17 protein-coding genes and 1 pseudogene are annotated in these 16,074 nt (G+C 42.8%); 3 read left to right on the forward strand and 15 right to left on the reverse strand.

Going from position 1 to position 16,074, the window contains the following annotated elements; translation table 11 throughout:
* The first annotated feature begins 506 nt into the window (after positions 1-506).
* Both trhP and DFP75_RS07430 read left to right on the forward strand, forming a co-directional pair.
* The gene (gene trhP, locus DFP75_RS07425; protein ID WP_220032621.1) at positions 507-1,868 is read left to right on the forward strand and encodes a prephenate-dependent tRNA uridine(34) hydroxylase TrhP; all 1,362 of its coding nucleotides are present in this window, start codon (positions 507-509) and stop codon (positions 1,866-1,868) included.
* A gap of 10 nt (positions 1,869-1,878) precedes the next feature.
* A complete protein-coding gene (locus DFP75_RS07430; protein WP_100635319.1) occupies positions 1,879-2,136 on the forward strand; it encodes a YfhL family 4Fe-4S dicluster ferredoxin in 258 nt (85 codons plus the stop codon).
* 24 nt (positions 2,137-2,160) lie between these two features.
* On the opposite strand, the gene trxC is transcribed toward DFP75_RS07430, so the two are convergent.
* The 6 genes from trxC to DFP75_RS07460 form a co-directional block, all read right to left on the reverse strand.
* Positions 2,161-2,607, reverse strand: coding sequence for a thioredoxin TrxC (gene trxC, locus DFP75_RS07435; protein ID WP_110573820.1), 447 nt, complete (start codon positions 2,605-2,607; stop codon positions 2,161-2,163).
* A gap of 144 nt (positions 2,608-2,751) precedes the next feature.
* Complete coding sequence (locus tag DFP75_RS07440) at positions 2,752-3,441, reverse strand: hypothetical protein (protein WP_110573822.1); 690 nt, start codon at positions 3,439-3,441, stop codon at positions 2,752-2,754.
* A gap of 276 nt (positions 3,442-3,717) precedes the next feature.
* A complete protein-coding gene (locus DFP75_RS18490; protein WP_220032622.1) occupies positions 3,718-5,253 on the reverse strand; it encodes a ParB-like protein in 1,536 nt (511 codons plus the stop codon).
* 89 nt (positions 5,254-5,342) lie between these two features.
* Positions 5,343-5,678: an AzlD domain-containing protein gene (locus DFP75_RS07450; protein ID WP_110573823.1), complete on the reverse strand. Its 336-nt coding sequence runs from the start codon at positions 5,676-5,678 to the stop codon at positions 5,343-5,345.
* 2 nt (positions 5,679-5,680) lie between these two features.
* Positions 5,681-6,403, reverse strand: coding sequence for an AzlC family ABC transporter permease (locus DFP75_RS07455; protein ID WP_110573825.1), 723 nt, complete (start codon positions 6,401-6,403; stop codon positions 5,681-5,683).
* The gene (locus tag DFP75_RS07460; protein WP_110574459.1) at positions 6,400-6,945 is read right to left on the reverse strand and encodes a helix-turn-helix domain-containing protein; all 546 of its coding nucleotides are present in this window, start codon (positions 6,943-6,945) and stop codon (positions 6,400-6,402) included. The genes DFP75_RS07455 and DFP75_RS07460 overlap by 4 nt, the downstream gene beginning before the upstream one ends.
* A gap of 306 nt (positions 6,946-7,251) precedes the next feature.
* Here DFP75_RS07460 and DFP75_RS07465 point away from each other — a divergent pair, with 306 nt between their 5' ends.
* A complete protein-coding gene (locus DFP75_RS07465) occupies positions 7,252-8,742 on the forward strand; it encodes a transporter substrate-binding domain-containing diguanylate cyclase (RefSeq protein ID WP_110573827.1) in 1,491 nt (496 codons plus the stop codon).
* Positions 8,743-8,839: 97 nt separating this feature from the next.
* On the opposite strand, the gene dfrA is transcribed toward DFP75_RS07465, so the two are convergent.
* The 9 genes and pseudogenes from dfrA to DFP75_RS07510 form a co-directional block, all read right to left on the reverse strand.
* Complete coding sequence (gene dfrA, locus DFP75_RS07470; RefSeq protein WP_110573828.1) at positions 8,840-9,310, reverse strand: trimethoprim-resistant dihydrofolate reductase DfrA; 471 nt, start codon at positions 9,308-9,310, stop codon at positions 8,840-8,842.
* A gap of 109 nt (positions 9,311-9,419) precedes the next feature.
* Positions 9,420-10,148, reverse strand: coding sequence for a hypothetical protein (locus DFP75_RS07475; protein WP_110573830.1), 729 nt, complete (start codon positions 10,146-10,148; stop codon positions 9,420-9,422).
* Between the two features lie 125 nt (positions 10,149-10,273).
* The gene (locus DFP75_RS07480; protein ID WP_110573832.1) at positions 10,274-10,750 is read right to left on the reverse strand and encodes a hypothetical protein; all 477 of its coding nucleotides are present in this window, start codon (positions 10,748-10,750) and stop codon (positions 10,274-10,276) included.
* Position 10,751: 1 nt separating this feature from the next.
* Positions 10,752-11,165, reverse strand: a complete 414-nt coding sequence (locus DFP75_RS07485; protein WP_110573834.1) for a hypothetical protein — start codon at positions 11,163-11,165, stop codon at positions 10,752-10,754.
* A gap of 308 nt (positions 11,166-11,473) precedes the next feature.
* Positions 11,474-12,607, reverse strand: coding sequence for an IS91 family transposase (locus DFP75_RS07490; protein ID WP_245927002.1), 1,134 nt, complete (start codon positions 12,605-12,607; stop codon positions 11,474-11,476).
* Entirely contained in the window at positions 12,604-13,455 is an 852-nt protein-coding gene (locus tag DFP75_RS07495; RefSeq protein WP_110573838.1) for a tyrosine-type recombinase/integrase, read from the reverse strand. Before DFP75_RS07495 ends, DFP75_RS07490 begins: the two co-directional genes overlap by 4 nt.
* A 216-nt stretch (positions 13,456-13,671) precedes the next feature.
* A complete protein-coding gene (locus DFP75_RS07500) occupies positions 13,672-14,772 on the reverse strand; it encodes a hypothetical protein (RefSeq protein WP_110573840.1) in 1,101 nt (366 codons plus the stop codon).
* Positions 14,773-14,869: 97 nt separating this feature from the next.
* The gene (locus tag DFP75_RS07505) at positions 14,870-15,520 is read right to left on the reverse strand and encodes a suppressor of fused domain protein (protein WP_110573843.1); all 651 of its coding nucleotides are present in this window, start codon (positions 15,518-15,520) and stop codon (positions 14,870-14,872) included.
* 307 nt (positions 15,521-15,827) lie between these two features.
* Positions 15,828-16,074, reverse strand: a pseudogene (locus DFP75_RS07510) (IS91 family transposase); the annotation flags it as partial.

Below are 16,074 nucleotides of genomic sequence, written 5' to 3' on the forward strand. Positions count from 1 at the left end.
ACCTTCCCCTTAATAAGGGGAAGGAACTAGAACATGCCCTTAGCTCCCCCTGCTAAGGGGAAGGCTGGGAGGTAGTGAATTTGCAGACTAGTAACAACCCCATCCTAACCTTCCCCTTAATAAGGGGAAGGAACTAGAACGTGCCCTTAGCTCCCCCTGATAAGGGGAAGGAACTAGTACGTGCCCTTAGCTCCCCCCTGCTAAGGGGAAGGAACTAGTACGTGCCCTTAGCTCCCCCTGCTAAGGGGAAGGAACTAGTACATGCCCTTAGCTCCTCCCCCTGCTAAGGGGAAGGGACTAGAACATGCCTTTAGCTCCTCCCCCTGCTAAGGGGGAGGCTGGGAGGGGGTCTTGCTCGTTTGAGCAGCCCCAAACGCCCCAATACAGATAAGTATTTTGACCCAGATCAAAGACTAGCCATTTAAGCGATTAAACGCCCCTCTCCTCTCTTGAGTTGAACCATTGGCTAGGTAAACTCCGCCCGTTTTGATCTATCGGTGCACCTCATGTCTAAGCAACAAATCTTTAAGCCAGAATTGCTCTCTCCAGCTGGTTCATTAAAAAACCTTCGTTATGCCTTCGCCTATGGCGCAGACGCCGTTTACGCTGGACAACCACGTTACTCCCTAAGAGTGCGCAATAACGAGTTCGACTTAGAAAAGCTGGGCATTGGCATTAATGAAGCACACGAGCTGGGCAAAAAGCTCTACGTGGTCAGCAATATCGCGCCTCACAACGCCAAACTAAAAACCTACTTACAAGACTTAGCACCTGTCATTGATCTAAAGCCAGATGCGCTTATCATGTCTGATCCAGGCTTAATCATGATGGTTCGCGAAGCCTTCCCAGATCAAGCCATTCACCTTTCAGTGCAAGCTAATGCAGTCAACTGGGCTACGGTGAAATTCTGGCAACAACAAGGTATTTCCCGCGTCATTTTATCCCGTGAGTTATCACTGGATGAGATAGAAGAAATCCGCCTAAAAGTGCCCGATATGGAATTGGAAGTCTTTGTGCATGGTGCGTTATGCATGGCGTATTCTGGTCGTTGTTTATTGTCTGGTTACATGAACAAGCGTGACCCAAACCAAGGCGCTTGCACCAATGCGTGTCGTTGGGAATACAATGCCCACGAAGCGACACAAGACGACGCTGGCCAGATCATTGCCAGCAGTAACGCTTCAGTGCAAATCCAAGAACCCACAGATCAGCTATTTTTACTGCAAGAACGTGGTCGTCCAGACGAATACATGCCCGCGTTTGAAGACGAACATGGCACTTACATCATGAACTCGAAAGACTTACGCGCCATTCAGCATGTAGAGCGCTTAGTCAAAATGGGCGTGCATTCATTGAAAATCGAAGGCCGTACCAAGTCCTTTTACTATTGCGCCAGAACCGCACAAATATACCGCCAAGCCATTGATGACGCCGTGGCAGGCAAGCACTTTGATAAAGGTCTAATGAGCAGTTTAGAAAACCTCGCCAACCGCGGTTATACCGATGGTTTCTTACAACGCCATCGTCATGTGGATTTGCAAAATTATGAAACCGGTAACTCCATCAGCGAACAACAACAGTTTGTTGGTGAAGTCATCGCGAGCCATGATGACTCTCTCACTATCGAAGTGAAAAACCGCTTCAGTTTGGGTGATTCTTTAGAGTTGATGACACCGAAAGGCAATGTCACCTTTCAATTAAGCGAACTCAACGACAAACAAGGTCGCCCTATCGACGTTGCCAAAGGCAGCGGCCACGTGGTGTCTATCCCTTGTCCTCAAGGCATCGATGCTTCTATGGGCATCCTGATGAGAAACCTATCGCAAGGACAGACTACACGCCAACCTCACGCTACTACGATGGCATAGAGGCAAGGCAATGGCACTATTAATCAACGACCGCTGCATAAACTGCGACATGTGCGAGCCCGAATGCCCGAACGAGGCCATCACCATGGGCGCGAAGATTTATGTCATCGATCCAGATAAATGCACAGAATGCGTTGGTCACTACGACCAACCCACCTGTGTTGCCGTCTGCCCGATCGACTGCGTCAAACCAGACCCAGACAGACGCGAAACAGAAGAAGCGTTATACGAGAAGTTTGTAGAAATGTATTTTGATACCAGCGTTTAACGCCCTACCAATATCAAACACACCTTAGATAGCAGGCAAGTTCTGCGCTAACCATTGCTGGAATTGTGCTTTCGGTAATGCGCCAGATAAACGAGCCACTTCTTTGCCATGATGGAAGATCATCAAAGTCGGAATAGAACGAATATTATAACCACCAGCCGTCGTTTGGTTCTGCTCAGTATCTAACTTCAAGAAACAAGCTTGGGTCGACATCTCGCTCGCGACTTGCTCGAAAATAGGCGCGAACTGCTGACAAGGCCCACACCAAGACGCCCAAAAATCGACGACCACAGGTAAGCCATTGTCGTTGATATAACGTCTAAAATTATTATCGCCGCCCATAATGGGGCTGGTTGAAAGAACGGACTTTTTACACTTGCCACAAAGAGGTTTATTGCCAAGCTTGTCTTTCGGCACTCGGTTTTTTGTCCTGCAGCTTTGACAAACGATTTGGATAGGAGAACTGGTCATAGTAACCTCGTGATCAAGTACTTTTATTAACAAAGCTCGATTAAATCGAAATCCTGAACAGTTGCCAACCTAGAAAAGCAAAAAGCGGATCACTTGATCCGCTTTTGTTGTCTTAGTTAGTCACATTTAACTCACGCCACTAAGTTATTCTTCCACATCCGCATGAGATTCCGCTTCGAAACTTTCCACCTGCTCGAAGTTTTCCATCCAGAAATAGGAACTCACCAAGCTAAACTGGCGGGTTGTGCCTTCGTCTGCCACTTGCTTAAGCTGCCAAACAAGACCTGGCGCTTCAGGAAAGTCCGTGCCTTTGATTTGATCTTCGTATAAACGATTGATCAGAGCATCGTCGCCCTGCCCATTGGCTAACAAGCGCACAACAGAAGCATGCAAGGACTCATCAAATATCGCCATGTCTTCAGCATGTCCCGCCGTTACGGTTATCGCAAGCTCAACGCCTGTTGGCTTCGCAAAGGTGCCATTGAAGGCTTCACGCAATAAACCATATGCATTGAAAAAGCGCTCATGAAGCAGACAATCTGGGTATTCCTCCCAAGAACGATCGTCCATCATGTCGTGACTGACTTGGTCTATTTTGCCTTCCGCCAGCTCTGGAAATAAATGCGTCATTACAGCCTTTGCTGCATCCGCAGGCTCAAGATCATTAAGCGACATCATGCACATCTCGCGCAGCTCTGCGGCATCCATCTTCTCTACGTCATCCTCGAAATCCATAATGCTCAAAAGAGCACGATAATCTTCGTCAGACCACGCGTTTGGAATCTTGCTAATTTTCTTAAAGGAATCGATTTGAACGGAAAACGTAACTTGCATCTAGCACTCCTATTTGAACGCCACATTGCAGGGAATAAAACTGGTAGGCGTTTTAATTAGCCAATAAAAAACCTTAAAAAATGAACAGGTCGAACAACCAATGTACAGGGTGTAGAAGTAAGATGCTATGCATAGGAGGAAATGAATTTAGCAAATATATTGATACAAGCGTCAACAAACGAACGCAATGAGCTTTGGCAATTTATACAGCTAAACCATTGGTATGGGTGTTAAAAAGAGCTGAGTGTTGAAAGATCAACACTCAGCTTAGACCGATTAGAAATGTTCTTGTGCTGCTTTCAAAATAGCTTGAGCGGCTTTTTCATCGCCCCAACCACTGATCTCAATACCGCCATCAGCGCCTTTATAGCTAGAGAACCAAGTCGCTAATAAATCCGTGACATTTGGGTAATCAGCATTTAACTGCTGCAAGCTAGTCACACCAGAAAATGGCGATTCGTTCGTTAGCACGCCGATCAATTTATCGTCCTGCTCACCATCATCAATCATCTTCATTACCGCAATCAAACGTACTGGAACCACTTCTCCACGCGGTACAGACTGACCCAAGATAATCACATCAAGTGGATCGCCGTCACCACCAAACTCTTTAGGTAAGGCAGTACGAGGGATAGAACCGTAGTTTGCCGGATAGCCAAGATAATTAACGATACGAGGCTTATTCTTTTTGTATTCCCAAATAATTTGGTTATCGTGCACTTTGCTCAACTCCCATTTCGCCGATGTACCTGCTGGAATCTCCACAATGGCATTAATGTCACCGTCTTGGCTGACCGCTGGGTAATCGTTATAACTCATATTTGCCGCAAGGGTCGTTGTATCAAGCATTTTTAAAGTTGGCGCATGTTTCACAGACAAGTCATAGCTCAAGCCATTCCCAGAAGCACTGGTTTTATAGCGCAGCATATAATCGACCTTACCGCCTTTTTTCAGCAATTTATCCAAGCCTTTTTGCTTGAATTCACTAAACTGCCCCATCTCTTTTACCGATAGATTAGACTCACCAACATTCGATGTATTCATCGACAGAATTGCCTTGCTAGTCGCTTTAATTGCCTCGGCATAACCATCCATAGAATTCAAATCGAAATTATCTAAATCTACTTTTTTACGTAACTCTCTCGTCCAGTAAAACTCTAAAAAAGGCACTGGCTGCTTTGGCTTATTCCAACCGACGTCACGAGAGAAATACATCAGCCCACGATAACGGTCGTTGGCAAAGTTATGGATACCAAGTTGTTTAGGTAACTGATCGGTAACAATGGCTTCACCTTTTGCACCATACAACCAGACATTGCCGTCTTTCTCCATCGCTTGCCAAAACTGCGACATATCTTTTAAATCACTGTAATCTTTATCTACTACAACATTGACACGAAAATCCGCTCCGCCCTCAGCCATTTGGTAAAAAGCATTAAAAGTATGATGACCATCCGTTAAGTAATACTCGCCATTCGGCGCTACAACAATGGTCTTCATATCCTTTTTATTAGCACCGATTTTTTCGTCACACTGAAACGTACTTGGTATATTGGGATGAGCATTTTCAGAAAAAGAAGTGACGCCTTTTTGCCCATTCGCCTCACATATTTCATCAAAAAGCTTTTCACGATCAAACTGGAAACGGCCTAACTTATACATTATCTGATCATAACCAACCGCAGGTTGGGTTGGGTGTAACTCACTCAAAGTTACCGCAACCACATCCCCTTGATGAACATCATTGGCATAAACTGGCAGAGCAACAGTACTAACAACACAAGCACTGGCTAAAAGCGTTTTAAAAGACATCACCGTCCCTCATATTTGATTAAGAATACAGATATCTTAATCGAGAGATGTTACAAGTAAGTGTCGGGGTGCCTTCATAATCCGCCTTACTAAAACACAAGCGTTACCATTCCAAACGCCACGACGCCACATAAAATGGGCAAGCCCATAGAGTGAGTACGCGTCCACACGCCATAGGTAACCAGTACCCCAACGCCTGTCGCTAACCAAGCCAAAATGTCAGGGTGAGTCGGCACTAAAGAAGTACCAAACATGGCAGCAATCATCGTTGGGCCTAAAATGGTTAACCACGTCGGCATGGATCCGATGCCATCCTCTGTTTGTCTTTTCGCCAAGCTTCGCTTCATCCAAATGTACGGTAAAAGACGAATTAAATAGGTGCCAACAGCAATGCTGACCAGCGCCAGCCACATAGACATACCCATGCTTACTGCCCTCCCAAAATACGTTGGTTTTTAAGTGCGTAAAACAGCACTGCACCGCTCATAGCCGCTAAGGGAATAGCGACATTCGGGTAACCTAGCACCTTCAGAATAACTGCGGTCACAGCAGACATCGCAATCGTGAGTGACCACAAGCGATTATTGCAACGAGGCAAAATTAAAACGAAAAACAAAGCGGGCAATGCAAACGGTAAAACATCATTGATTAATGGCCAGCGTTGCGTCAATTCTCCCCCTGCAATCGCCCCCAATGCGGTACCTAAAACCCAACTTAGCCACGCCAACACTGCTGCGCCTGTGTACCAACCTATGCGCGCCTGATCTGGAAGCTGCGGTAGACGGGCATGAGCAAGCGCAAAAATTTGATCGGTCAAACCGTGCATTAATGGCAACCACTTCTTATCTTGGTTTAAATAAGGCGAGAGGTTTGGCCCATAAACAACGTGTCGAGCATTAATCAACAGCGTCATAATGACCACCAGCCATAAAGGGGCACCAGAAGCCGCCATAGCAACAAACAGAAACTGTGACGCACCAGCGTAAATAAAGGCTGAAATGAGAATAGTCTCTAATACGCTAAAGCCAGACTGAATAGAAATCAGACCAAATGAAATAGCCACCGGAATGTAACCGCCCAGTAACGGAATCGCGTCTTTTACACCCTGCTTCCAAGGTGTTACTGCAAGGGTTTGTGTCGTTGTACTCATAATAAAACATCCTGTTTAACGTCATGCGGTTTGGAATAGGTAATGACCATCATCAAGGTTGCCCATGAATCGCCCGTTTGATAACTGTGTTCAACGTCGGCCGCAAACGTATGCGCCTTGCCGATCTCTAACTGGCGCAAGTCATTACTTTCCCCCGCCAACAACTCACCACTGATTAAAGTAATGGTTTCGGTCGTCCCAGCAATATGCGGCTCTGATTGCTTAATCGTGTGTGGAGCACAAGACATCCAATACACATCAACCCGAGGGTCGTCCTCACCTTGATCGATCAATCGAACCTGGACACCATTTTCACCCAAGGTCGACTCCAAACTGGCAACCAAATCCCCAAACGGAACATCCAGCTGTACCGCCAAACGCCAAATCGTCTCGATAGTTGGATTACCCTCACCTTGCTCGATACGAGACAAATTCGACTTCGCCAGCCCAGCATCCAGCGCCAGCTGAGACAAAGACAGCCCCTTTGCCATACGCATTTTTTGTATATTTCGACCCAACGAGCCGAGAATGGATTTATTCATCATGCTTCTCAAATTGTTCTTTATATAGAACGTTCTATATAAAGAACGGAAGAAAGTCAATGAAATTTTAGAGAATGGAATTTGTGAAACGGAGAATCAAAGGATAGCTCTACGCCTGTATTTAGAGCTTTTCGTGCTTTTAAGGCTTAGCCTATCTGGGTTTAACTTTACGCTACCCCTAATAATCTCACATTTAGAACGATTAGCATTTCTAGGATGGTCAATGAGGGATCATTGAATTAGTATAAGAAGCAGCAATTCAATGCTCATACCTTGGCCCGCAAATGCCTTATTAATAGGGATATTATGAAGAGAAGCTCATTTTCGACTAGAAGCTTGTTCTCAGGTTTGTATCTGCTTCTACTCAGTATGACTGGGATAGTGTATGGACAAGATATATTAACCCCCGAAGAACGACAGTGGTTGGCGGATCAGCCTGTTATTCACTTTGCTCCTGCACCCAATTATCCGCCGGTTGAGTTTTTCAATGAAAAGAATGAATACCAAGGGATTACTGCGGATTTTATTCGATTAATTGATCAACAATTTAATTTTGGCCTCAAGCTAGAGATAGTGCAGCTGGAAGACTGGAGTGAAGTTGTCACCCAAGCGCGCTCGCGCAAAGTCGATATGTGGGGCGCTGCGGAAAAAACGCCAGAGCGTAGCAAATATATGCAGTTTACTCGGCCCTATATACGGCTACCGGCAGTCATCATCGTTCGCAATGAATTCGTAGGAGAAGGTATCGCAGCGCTCGAAGGCAAAAAAGTCGCCGGCATTCGGGATTACGCCTCTTATGAACACCTACAAGAACATTACCCACAACTGGATACGATAGCTGTCCCTGATGTCGAGACAGGTCTGCGCATGGTGTCTTATGGATCTGCGGATGCAATCGTCGCTTCTAATGCGGCGGCTATTTACTATATTGAGAAGAATGGCCTAACCAATCTTAAAGTGATAGGCGAGTCCGGCTTTGAATGGAATTTACGTTTCGCAGTACGAGACGATTGGGCACCCTTGTTGTCCATCATGCAAAAAGGCTTAGACAGTATTACGGCACAGCAGAAGCGCGATATCTATCGATATTGGATCAACTTAGACTCAACCGATAATTGGTCCTTCGCGAAAGACTATCAGTTTATCGCCACTGTGATTGTTAGCGTAGTGTTTCTATTGGCCTTAATTGGTTGGGCGATACGAAGAAGAGCCCGCTTGAAGTTTCAGCGACTAACGCAACGTATTGAAGAACAAAAAAAGATAGAAAAAGAACTCAAAAAACTCGCCACAACCGATGCGCTAACGGGTACTTATAATCGCCGCGCTATTTTGGAAAAGGCGCAAGTCGATTATCAAAAGTGCCTGGATGAAGGGTTACCCTTTAGCGTATTGATGATAGATATTGATAATTTTAAGCAAGTTAACGATCAATACGGTCATGAGATAGGAGATAGAGTAATCAAGACCGTGGTCAATGTCTGCACTAACATATTGAGTGTCAAAAACATCGGGCATATCGGCCGTTTTGGTGGAGAAGAGTTTGTGATTATCCTCCCAATGATAGACCAAAAAGAGTCACATTTAGTGGCTGAACAGCTTAGGGGAAGTGTCGAAAAAGAGTCGATCCAATGTGCCGAAAACGCTTTGCACTTCGCAACAGTCAGCATTGGCTTGGCGTCTTTAAAAGACTCTGAAACGTTTGATGAACTACTAAACAACGCCGACCTAGCTATGTATCAAGCTAAGAAAGCAGGCCGTAATCGCACCGCCATTTGGCACGAGAAAGTCTGTGGGTAATCACCTGATTCCATTTTTACTACCAAACGCCAGACCCTATTAAAAGCATTTTAAAAAGGGTCTGAGTAAAATCAAAGCCCCCTCTTATACTCTAAATCTACTTTTGCCAAATGCGATACGTATAATCTAAGTTTGAACTAAATCGTTGTTTGAATACTTCACTATAGCCATCAGGAACTTGAGGAAAAAACACATCACCGTCAATATCTGTATGAACTGTCGATATATGCAGTGTATCAGCGCGATGGATAAGTGCTTTATAAATTTCTCCGCCACCAGACACAAATGCATGGTCGGTAACATTTTTCAGTGTAGATAATGCATTATCAATTGATGAAAAATAGAATACATCTTTATCGTCTGATTTTAACTCAGAGCGAGTAATTACCGCATATTTTCTATTTGGGAGCTTCCCCATAGACTCAAAAGTCTTTCTACCAACAATTAACCATTGATTATATGTCATAGCTTTAAACAGCAACTGCTCACCTTTAACAGACCAGGGTATATCTAAGTCTGAGCCTATTACACCATTTTCAGAAACTGCTGCGATTAACGATAATTTCATACGACTCCAGTGAGGATTAACGCCGCATTAAGCGGTGAGTAATAGTCTGCTAAAATGTGAAGCGAAGCGGAACCTAACCAACTGTTTTAGTTCCGTTTAAATTGACTTGTTATATTGCTTTATTAATAGAAGAGGGATAAATAAACCCGTTTGTCGTTAAAATGCAATTAACACCAGGACTTAACATTAAGTCATATTTAGGAATATTATTGTCTTCACAATAACTGTCATCAAGCTCTTTAATTACATTCTTGGAAGCTAATTCAGGAATTTTACGACATTCGTCAGCAATAACATTAGAGATGTTATAAATAAATTTAAAAATATCAAACCCTAACTCAATGACTTCATCATCACATTTCAATAGCAATGGTGTGCAATATGCTTTTGGGTCATTTAAAACATCAACACAATCACAGATGTCTAAAATAGAATCAAACTCTTTTTTTATGAATTTCTGCTTATCTTTATACCTACCATGACTCTCTGGAACAGTGTTTTTACTTACGAAATTACTTGCGGATTCAGCCCAAACTCTCATTGGGATAATCATTTGCTCTAGATGATACGGAGAAACATTATGTTCCAAATTAACGTAGATTCTAAGTTCATCTATATCATCTACATGATGAATGTAATTCCTTAAGATTCTTAACACTTTAAATTCTGGATAGTTAGCTAACTTAATATCAAACTTGTCTTTCATTTTATCTGCTAATGAATGTAAGTTATTAAGGTACGAGAAAAGAGTATTAATATCCCTTAATTCTGACTCTCTAATATCTACAATTTTATTCTGGCTATGAAAATACATATCCACAAACTTAAAACTTTCCATATAACTCCCAATGACAATTGCAATATAACGCCGCATTAAGCGGTGAGTAATAGTCTGCTAAAATGTGAAGCGAAGCGGAACCGAGCAAACAGTTACGAATCCAACTTGAATGCCTTGTTATGCTCCTATCTGATCTTGCACCAAGCTTGCTTCGTTTCAACCATTGAAATAACTCCGCCCGTTTGCCAAAATTCAGTTAATTTTAGTAACGCGCCTTTTGTTTTAGGTGATAAATCGATTTGCGCAGATACAAAGCGAGTTGCGTTTTCGTGCTCCCACTTTTCAGCATAAGACTTAGCTTTAAATGTGAGAAAAAACCTTTGAGAATTACCAAAATCTTTTTTTGATGTGTAGACATTTGAATACGAAGGGTTTAACTCATCATGGAACTCACTAAGTTCTTCACTTTTAATTATTAATGATTTCTTGTGTTTATTCCATTTTACGTAAGACTGAGGGATTCGATCTTTTCCTAAAGAATAACCAATAACATCAACTGTATCGCAAACCAAATCAAAGCTATCTGGTACTACATTTGATTCAGCAGCCATGCTTGAAGTACAAAAAAGTATGGCTGAAAAGATTACAGGGTATTTATTCATTCTATTTCTCGTTTAATAAGTAATTTAAGTTAACTAGCAATGTATTTTTATACGTATCGTTTGTGCCGTCATACTCTTTAAAAGCAGTATTAATATCAATTTTTTGAATTATCTTAAATTTATTGCTGAGTGGGTGATTAACGACCGAATATACTGGGCTAGATATACCCTCAAATTGTTCGATTGTAATATCAATTACTGAATCGTTGACTTCAATCCAATGATGAGAGTCACCATCTAAACTTTCACCTTTAACATAAAAGATATTGGAATTTGGAATAGCTTCTTTTATAGCCTTCCCAAGAAACACAGATGCGCCTTCACAACAATTTTTTGGGAAACCAGAAAACCAAGGTAAATCTATTTCATCTTTATATTGGCAAAAAAAACTATAGATTTTTTCAGCTAATATCATAACAACACCTTCTAGGGACATAACAATTAAGGGTTATACAGCAGCATAGCTGCGGCTATAAACCACTGTTGAACGGCTGCGTTGTCTATATAGGGGATTTGCTTTTTTCATGGTAGGGCTTCCCTGTTATCTAACTCGCTAAATACCAACGTCTGTCTGGACTATACCGCTTCAGATGGTCTTTGATCGCCGTTATATTGGTTCTTCATTTGCTCTTTTGTAGCGCGATTTGACCCGCGAGGCAAGCGATTCCCTCAGGCCTTATGACCTGATCTGTTTTTATACCCTTATCTCACTAAATGCTAACGCTAACTGCCATTGTCCCATGGCAGTATGATGCGAAGCCGCTCTGTCACTTTACTCCCAGAGACATCGCCAAGATAAGTAACCGTACGTTCTCCACAAGCAGGACACGAACAACCTGATTCAGCAACCTTCTCACTGTCTTCCTTGGTTCGTGGCTCGTACATGTCTAATTGCTTGTCTAGCCGCCTCTTCACTTTCGCTCTTATTGCATTGGACAAACAGCCATAATGCCGGATGCGCATAAAGCCCCTTGGTAATACATGGAGTAAAAAGCGCCTTACCAGTTCTTGTGGCGTGAGTGTTAAAAGCGACTGCTTGCCGGAACGATAGTCTCGATATTGAAGGCTGATTTTATTGTTATTCCACACTTGGAAACGATTGTTAGATAAGGCAATACGGTGGCTGTAACGCGCTAAGTAACTGACTAATGATGAGCGATACTCAAGCGCTGATTTACAATAGACCACCCAAGGCTTTTGCATCAAAACATTCAGTAGCCGACTCACTTCCGTTTGGGATGACGCTGGCAGTAACCCTTCGCTAAAAGCGGCTCTTAGTTGACTGACCATGGCACCTCTAAAACGATTTGATAACAGTTTCACCGGAAGAAAATAATTTTTCCTCAGACTATGCCAGCCTTGATCTCTATATACGCCAGAAGGAACCAAGGCATGGAGGTGAACATGACGCACCAATGTTTGGCCCCATGTGTGTAAGACCGCTGTCATACCTGCCCGTCCTTTGTGTTTTCGTTGGCTTAACTCATTCAGCGCTCGCCAGGCAGCATGAAACAAGGCGTCATAAATGACTCGATCGTGTTTGGCTATCCAAGCGTTTAGCTCATGAGGCAACGTAAAAACCAAGTGAAAATATGGCACTGGCAAACATCGTTCTTCCTGCCTCAATAGCCATTGTTCGCTTGCCTTTTTTTGGCACTGGGGGCAATGCCTATCTCGACAGCTATGATGCCAAAACCAATGATGACCACAGCCATGACATTGATACTTTCCTGTCCCCATTCGCACGGTTCGACAGTCTTCTATATGATGTAGAACCTGCCATTGTCTAGCATTGGCGTATATCTGTTGTTGTTCGTGACAGTAATGAATCACGCTCGCTAGGCTTATCCCATTCATGACGGCCACCAGTCGGATGGCAATAAATCTTCGCTTTCCCGTCTCTTTAAATCCATCATCGCGACCCATTGCAGATAACGAAACGTGGTTTGTATCTGCTTATGGCCTAATAAGGCTTGCAGCCGTGGTAAAGGCATTCCAGCTAACAGTTGATGACAAGCAAACGCATGGCGCAGGCTATGAAAACGAATGCATTTTTGAATCCCTGCTCGTTTCGCGGCTTCTTTCGTTTCCAATCTCAGGTATTTACTATGAAGAGGACGGTGCTTATCCAATCCATAAACCACCACATCGCAAGGTTGGTATCGTTGCCAATAGGCACCTAACACCTGTTGTAAGCTTTGCGGAAACAGAACATAGCGATCCTGCTGCCCCTTCCCTTGCCTCACTTTGATGCAGTGATGCGTAAGGTCTAAATCATTGACTCGCAGCGCATTAATCTCACTGATTCTCATGCCTGTTGTATAAGCCAACACCATGGCGACATACACTTTTGGATGCTGACAGCATCTAATCATCGCTTGCACTTCATCTGGATAGAGCAAGTCTGGAATTTTCTGAGATTTATTAGGGTGAGGAAGCGATACCGATGGCATCGTTTTATTCGCGACTTTTCGGTATAGAAAGTTCAGAGCATGTAACGCTTGACGGCAACTTGACCAGCTCCATCCTCGTTCTCTTATTAGATACAGCAAATATTGCTGGATATCGTTTTGATTGAGTTGATCGGGCGGCACACGAAAATACCAAGCCACTTCCGTCAATTGATATAAATAAGCTCTTTGCGTAGACACAGAAAAACCTTCTAGGGTCATCCTGTCTATGACTTGCTGGCGTAATGGGGTCATAACTAATCCTCCATTGTTAATTGGAAGATTAAGTTTGGTTCTAAATGAGGAAATTAGGGAAACTGAGAAAAGACCCGCGAAGCGGCTTAGTTCAACGCCCAACTAACCGGTGAGGCTTGCTGGCGCGTTGTTTTGCGTGTTTTTGCAAAACGCGTGACCGAAAACCGAATCCGCGTTGAGTTGTTTGTTAGCACAACAAGCTGCCAAGGCTGGCGATCATAAAGTATGTAATTTTGAACCAAACATCAGCACAATTTCTTTGAAATTTCCGCGACTAATAGAACCTCTAACCTCTTTTAGCACTTCATCAACTACAATAGCCTCATTTTGATATGTATATTCAGATTGCACTACTACCAGCAACAAACGTTCATCATCGTAATTCTTGTTATGCTTCTTTTCAATTGAAAGGATTATACGCCCTGCTAATGAGTCAATCTCTTTCTTTAAGTGCGCTAACACTTTTAAAGGTAAAACACTAACTCCATTACTTTGAGTTGCGGATAGGTATAAGTAGTCATGTTTGGGAGCACCCAATGTAATTTCAATGATTAACTCTTCTTCATTATCAACAATCTTGGCGTCATAATTTTCGTCTTGAACACCTAATTTTATATAAGCCTCTTCTGATATTTTTCTAGCCCTAATAAATTCCAATAATGGAATGAACTCTTCTCTCAAATACTTGTTACTCCGAAATTTATTAGAAAAGTAACCATCTGGCGCAAAACGATAAATCAGGTCATCTGTTGAATTTAAAGCCATATGTTCATTAATAATGCTTGCAAATTCTGATACTTTAACTGGTTCATCAAATGCCGACATATCAAAGTCACTCTTATTATATGACTTAGTCTTTGGAGGGTTGTATTTTAAGTTGACCTCCATTTCAAATGATACAACCAAATCAATGTAGATCTTAATCAAATCCGGAGTCAAGCTGTTATTAAAGCCTTCCCTATGATTATTCAAAAAGCATTCGCCTTCAAAATAAAAATACTTCTTAAATATAACCATCAACTTATTTATCAAAATATCACTAAGTTCATCCCTTCTGTCAGGGCTCTCTTGAATAAAACTGAATCCCCATAAAAAGAAATCTTCAATATGAATAACTTCGTGTTCGTAAACATAAACTTTTACGTCAAAGTTTTTATTAAATTCACTCAAAAAATTATTGATTTCGTTGTTGAACAGGCGGTATTTTTTCCACCCTAAAATACAATATGGTGAGCCTTGTAAAAACGGAAAAAATGAATGTGACTGCTTTTCTTCTTTTTGATCAATTTCATTCTTAAGTTTGCTAACATCAAACATTTATTCACTCCATGATTGCGATTTTTTATCTTAGTGTGCCTATATCTCAAGGTAGCGCTAACGCCTCCAACACGCGCTCGTCGCGTGCTTGGCCTTGTTAACTCTTTCTCAACAAATCAGTTATCAATAATGGGTTTAGTGCTCTAGCACTATCAATCAATTGTCGCGCTTCAGAAGCGCCATCTTTGATTGCTTGCAACTCTTTATCAGTTATCCCATAGATCTGTAAAAACTGAACCTTCCCATTTGGGGTATTAATCTCACCCATTTCTGGATCTAGAGTAAACGCTAGACCAGTAATATCTGTCTCTGTATCTAAGCGAATAGGTCCATTAGCTGGCATGTAGTGATATGGCTCAAACCATTTCCCCGATTTGAACACGTAACGAGCAATATTTTGCAGCAAGCCATATACCCACTTCGGGTACTCTTCATCCAAGTAAAACGGTTTGATTCTGAAAGTCAGCTCGAAACCCCATTTACTAAACTCTTCTGCACAATTTTCCTCATCATAGTAAAGGTTAGAGAACCCATATGTTACGAAGTGGTAGTACAACTCACCATTGTAATAAGCCTTATAAAAACTGATACCGTCGATTGGATCATTACCACCAACTGCGTAGTGGGGTGTGGCTGCCCAATGCTTGGGCTCTTGGCCCGGATATAGTTTCTCTGCAGCCTCATCTATTGCAGACCATCCTGGAGTGTCATCCGTAGTAAACTTTCTTTTATATTCTTCGAGATCCATCGATCATCCTTGGATGAGTTAACAATTAAGGGTTATACGGCAGCGTAGCTGCGGCTATAACCCACTGTTGAACGGCTGCGTTGTCTATATAGGGGATTTGCTTTTTTCATGGTAGGACTTCCCTGTTAGATAACTCGCTAAATACCAACGTCTGTCTGGACTATGCCGCTTCAGATGGTCTTTGATCGCCGTTATATTGGTTCTTCATTTGCTCTTTTGTAGCGCGATTTGACCCGCGAGGCAAGCGATTCCCTCAGGCCTTATGACCTGATCTGTTTTTATACCCTGATCTCACTAAGTGCTAACGCTAACTGCCATTGTCCCATGGCAGTATGATGCGAAGCCGCTCTGTCACTTTACTCCCAGAGACATCGCCAAGATAAGTAACCGTACGTTCTCCACAAGCAGGACACGAACAACCTGATTCAGCTACCTTCTCACTGTCTTCCTTGGTTCGTGGCTCGTACATGTCTAATTGCTTGTCTACCCGCCTCTTTACTTTCGCTCTTATTGCATTGGACAAACAGCCATAATGCCGGATGCGCATAAAACCC

Source organism: Marinomonas alcarazii (assembly GCF_003208215.1).
GTDB lineage: Bacteria > Pseudomonadota > Gammaproteobacteria > Pseudomonadales > Marinomonadaceae > Marinomonas > Marinomonas alcarazii.

Excerpts from the sequence above, each read along its gene's own strand:
- trhP (WP_220032621.1), top strand. The coding sequence starts at position 507 with ATGTCTAAGCAACAAATCTTTAAGCCAGAATTGCTCTCTCCAGCTGGT.
- DFP75_RS07430 (WP_100635319.1), top strand. The coding sequence starts at position 1,879 with ATGGCACTATTAATCAACGACCGCTGCATAAACTGCGACATGTGCGAG.
- trxC (WP_110573820.1), bottom strand. The coding sequence starts at position 2,607 with ATGACCAGTTCTCCTATCCAAATCGTTTGTCAAAGCTGCAGGACAAAA.
- DFP75_RS07440 (WP_110573822.1), bottom strand. The coding sequence starts at position 3,441 with ATGCAAGTTACGTTTTCCGTTCAAATCGATTCCTTTAAGAAAATTAGC.
- DFP75_RS18490 (WP_220032622.1), bottom strand. The coding sequence starts at position 5,253 with ATGTCTTTTAAAACGCTTTTAGCCAGTGCTTGTGTTGTTAGTACTGTT.
- DFP75_RS07450 (WP_110573823.1), bottom strand. The coding sequence starts at position 5,678 with ATGGGTATGTCTATGTGGCTGGCGCTGGTCAGCATTGCTGTTGGCACC.
- DFP75_RS07455 (WP_110573825.1), bottom strand. The coding sequence starts at position 6,403 with ATGAGTACAACGACACAAACCCTTGCAGTAACACCTTGGAAGCAGGGT.
- DFP75_RS07460 (WP_110574459.1), bottom strand. The coding sequence starts at position 6,945 with ATGAATAAATCCATTCTCGGCTCGTTGGGTCGAAATATACAAAAAATG.
- DFP75_RS07465 (WP_110573827.1), top strand. The coding sequence starts at position 7,252 with ATGAAGAGAAGCTCATTTTCGACTAGAAGCTTGTTCTCAGGTTTGTAT.
- dfrA (WP_110573828.1), bottom strand. The coding sequence starts at position 9,310 with ATGAAATTATCGTTAATCGCAGCAGTTTCTGAAAATGGTGTAATAGGC.
- DFP75_RS07475 (WP_110573830.1), bottom strand. The coding sequence starts at position 10,148 with ATGGAAAGTTTTAAGTTTGTGGATATGTATTTTCATAGCCAGAATAAA.
- DFP75_RS07480 (WP_110573832.1), bottom strand. The coding sequence starts at position 10,750 with ATGAATAAATACCCTGTAATCTTTTCAGCCATACTTTTTTGTACTTCA.
- DFP75_RS07485 (WP_110573834.1), bottom strand. The coding sequence starts at position 11,165 with ATGATATTAGCTGAAAAAATCTATAGTTTTTTTTGCCAATATAAAGAT.
- DFP75_RS07490 (WP_245927002.1), bottom strand. The coding sequence starts at position 12,607 with ATGAATGGGATAAGCCTAGCGAGCGTGATTCATTACTGTCACGAACAA.
- DFP75_RS07495 (WP_110573838.1), bottom strand. The coding sequence starts at position 13,455 with ATGACCCCATTACGCCAGCAAGTCATAGACAGGATGACCCTAGAAGGT.
- DFP75_RS07500 (WP_110573840.1), bottom strand. The coding sequence starts at position 14,772 with ATGTTTGATGTTAGCAAACTTAAGAATGAAATTGATCAAAAAGAAGAA.
- DFP75_RS07505 (WP_110573843.1), bottom strand. The coding sequence starts at position 15,520 with ATGGATCTCGAAGAATATAAAAGAAAGTTTACTACGGATGACACTCCA.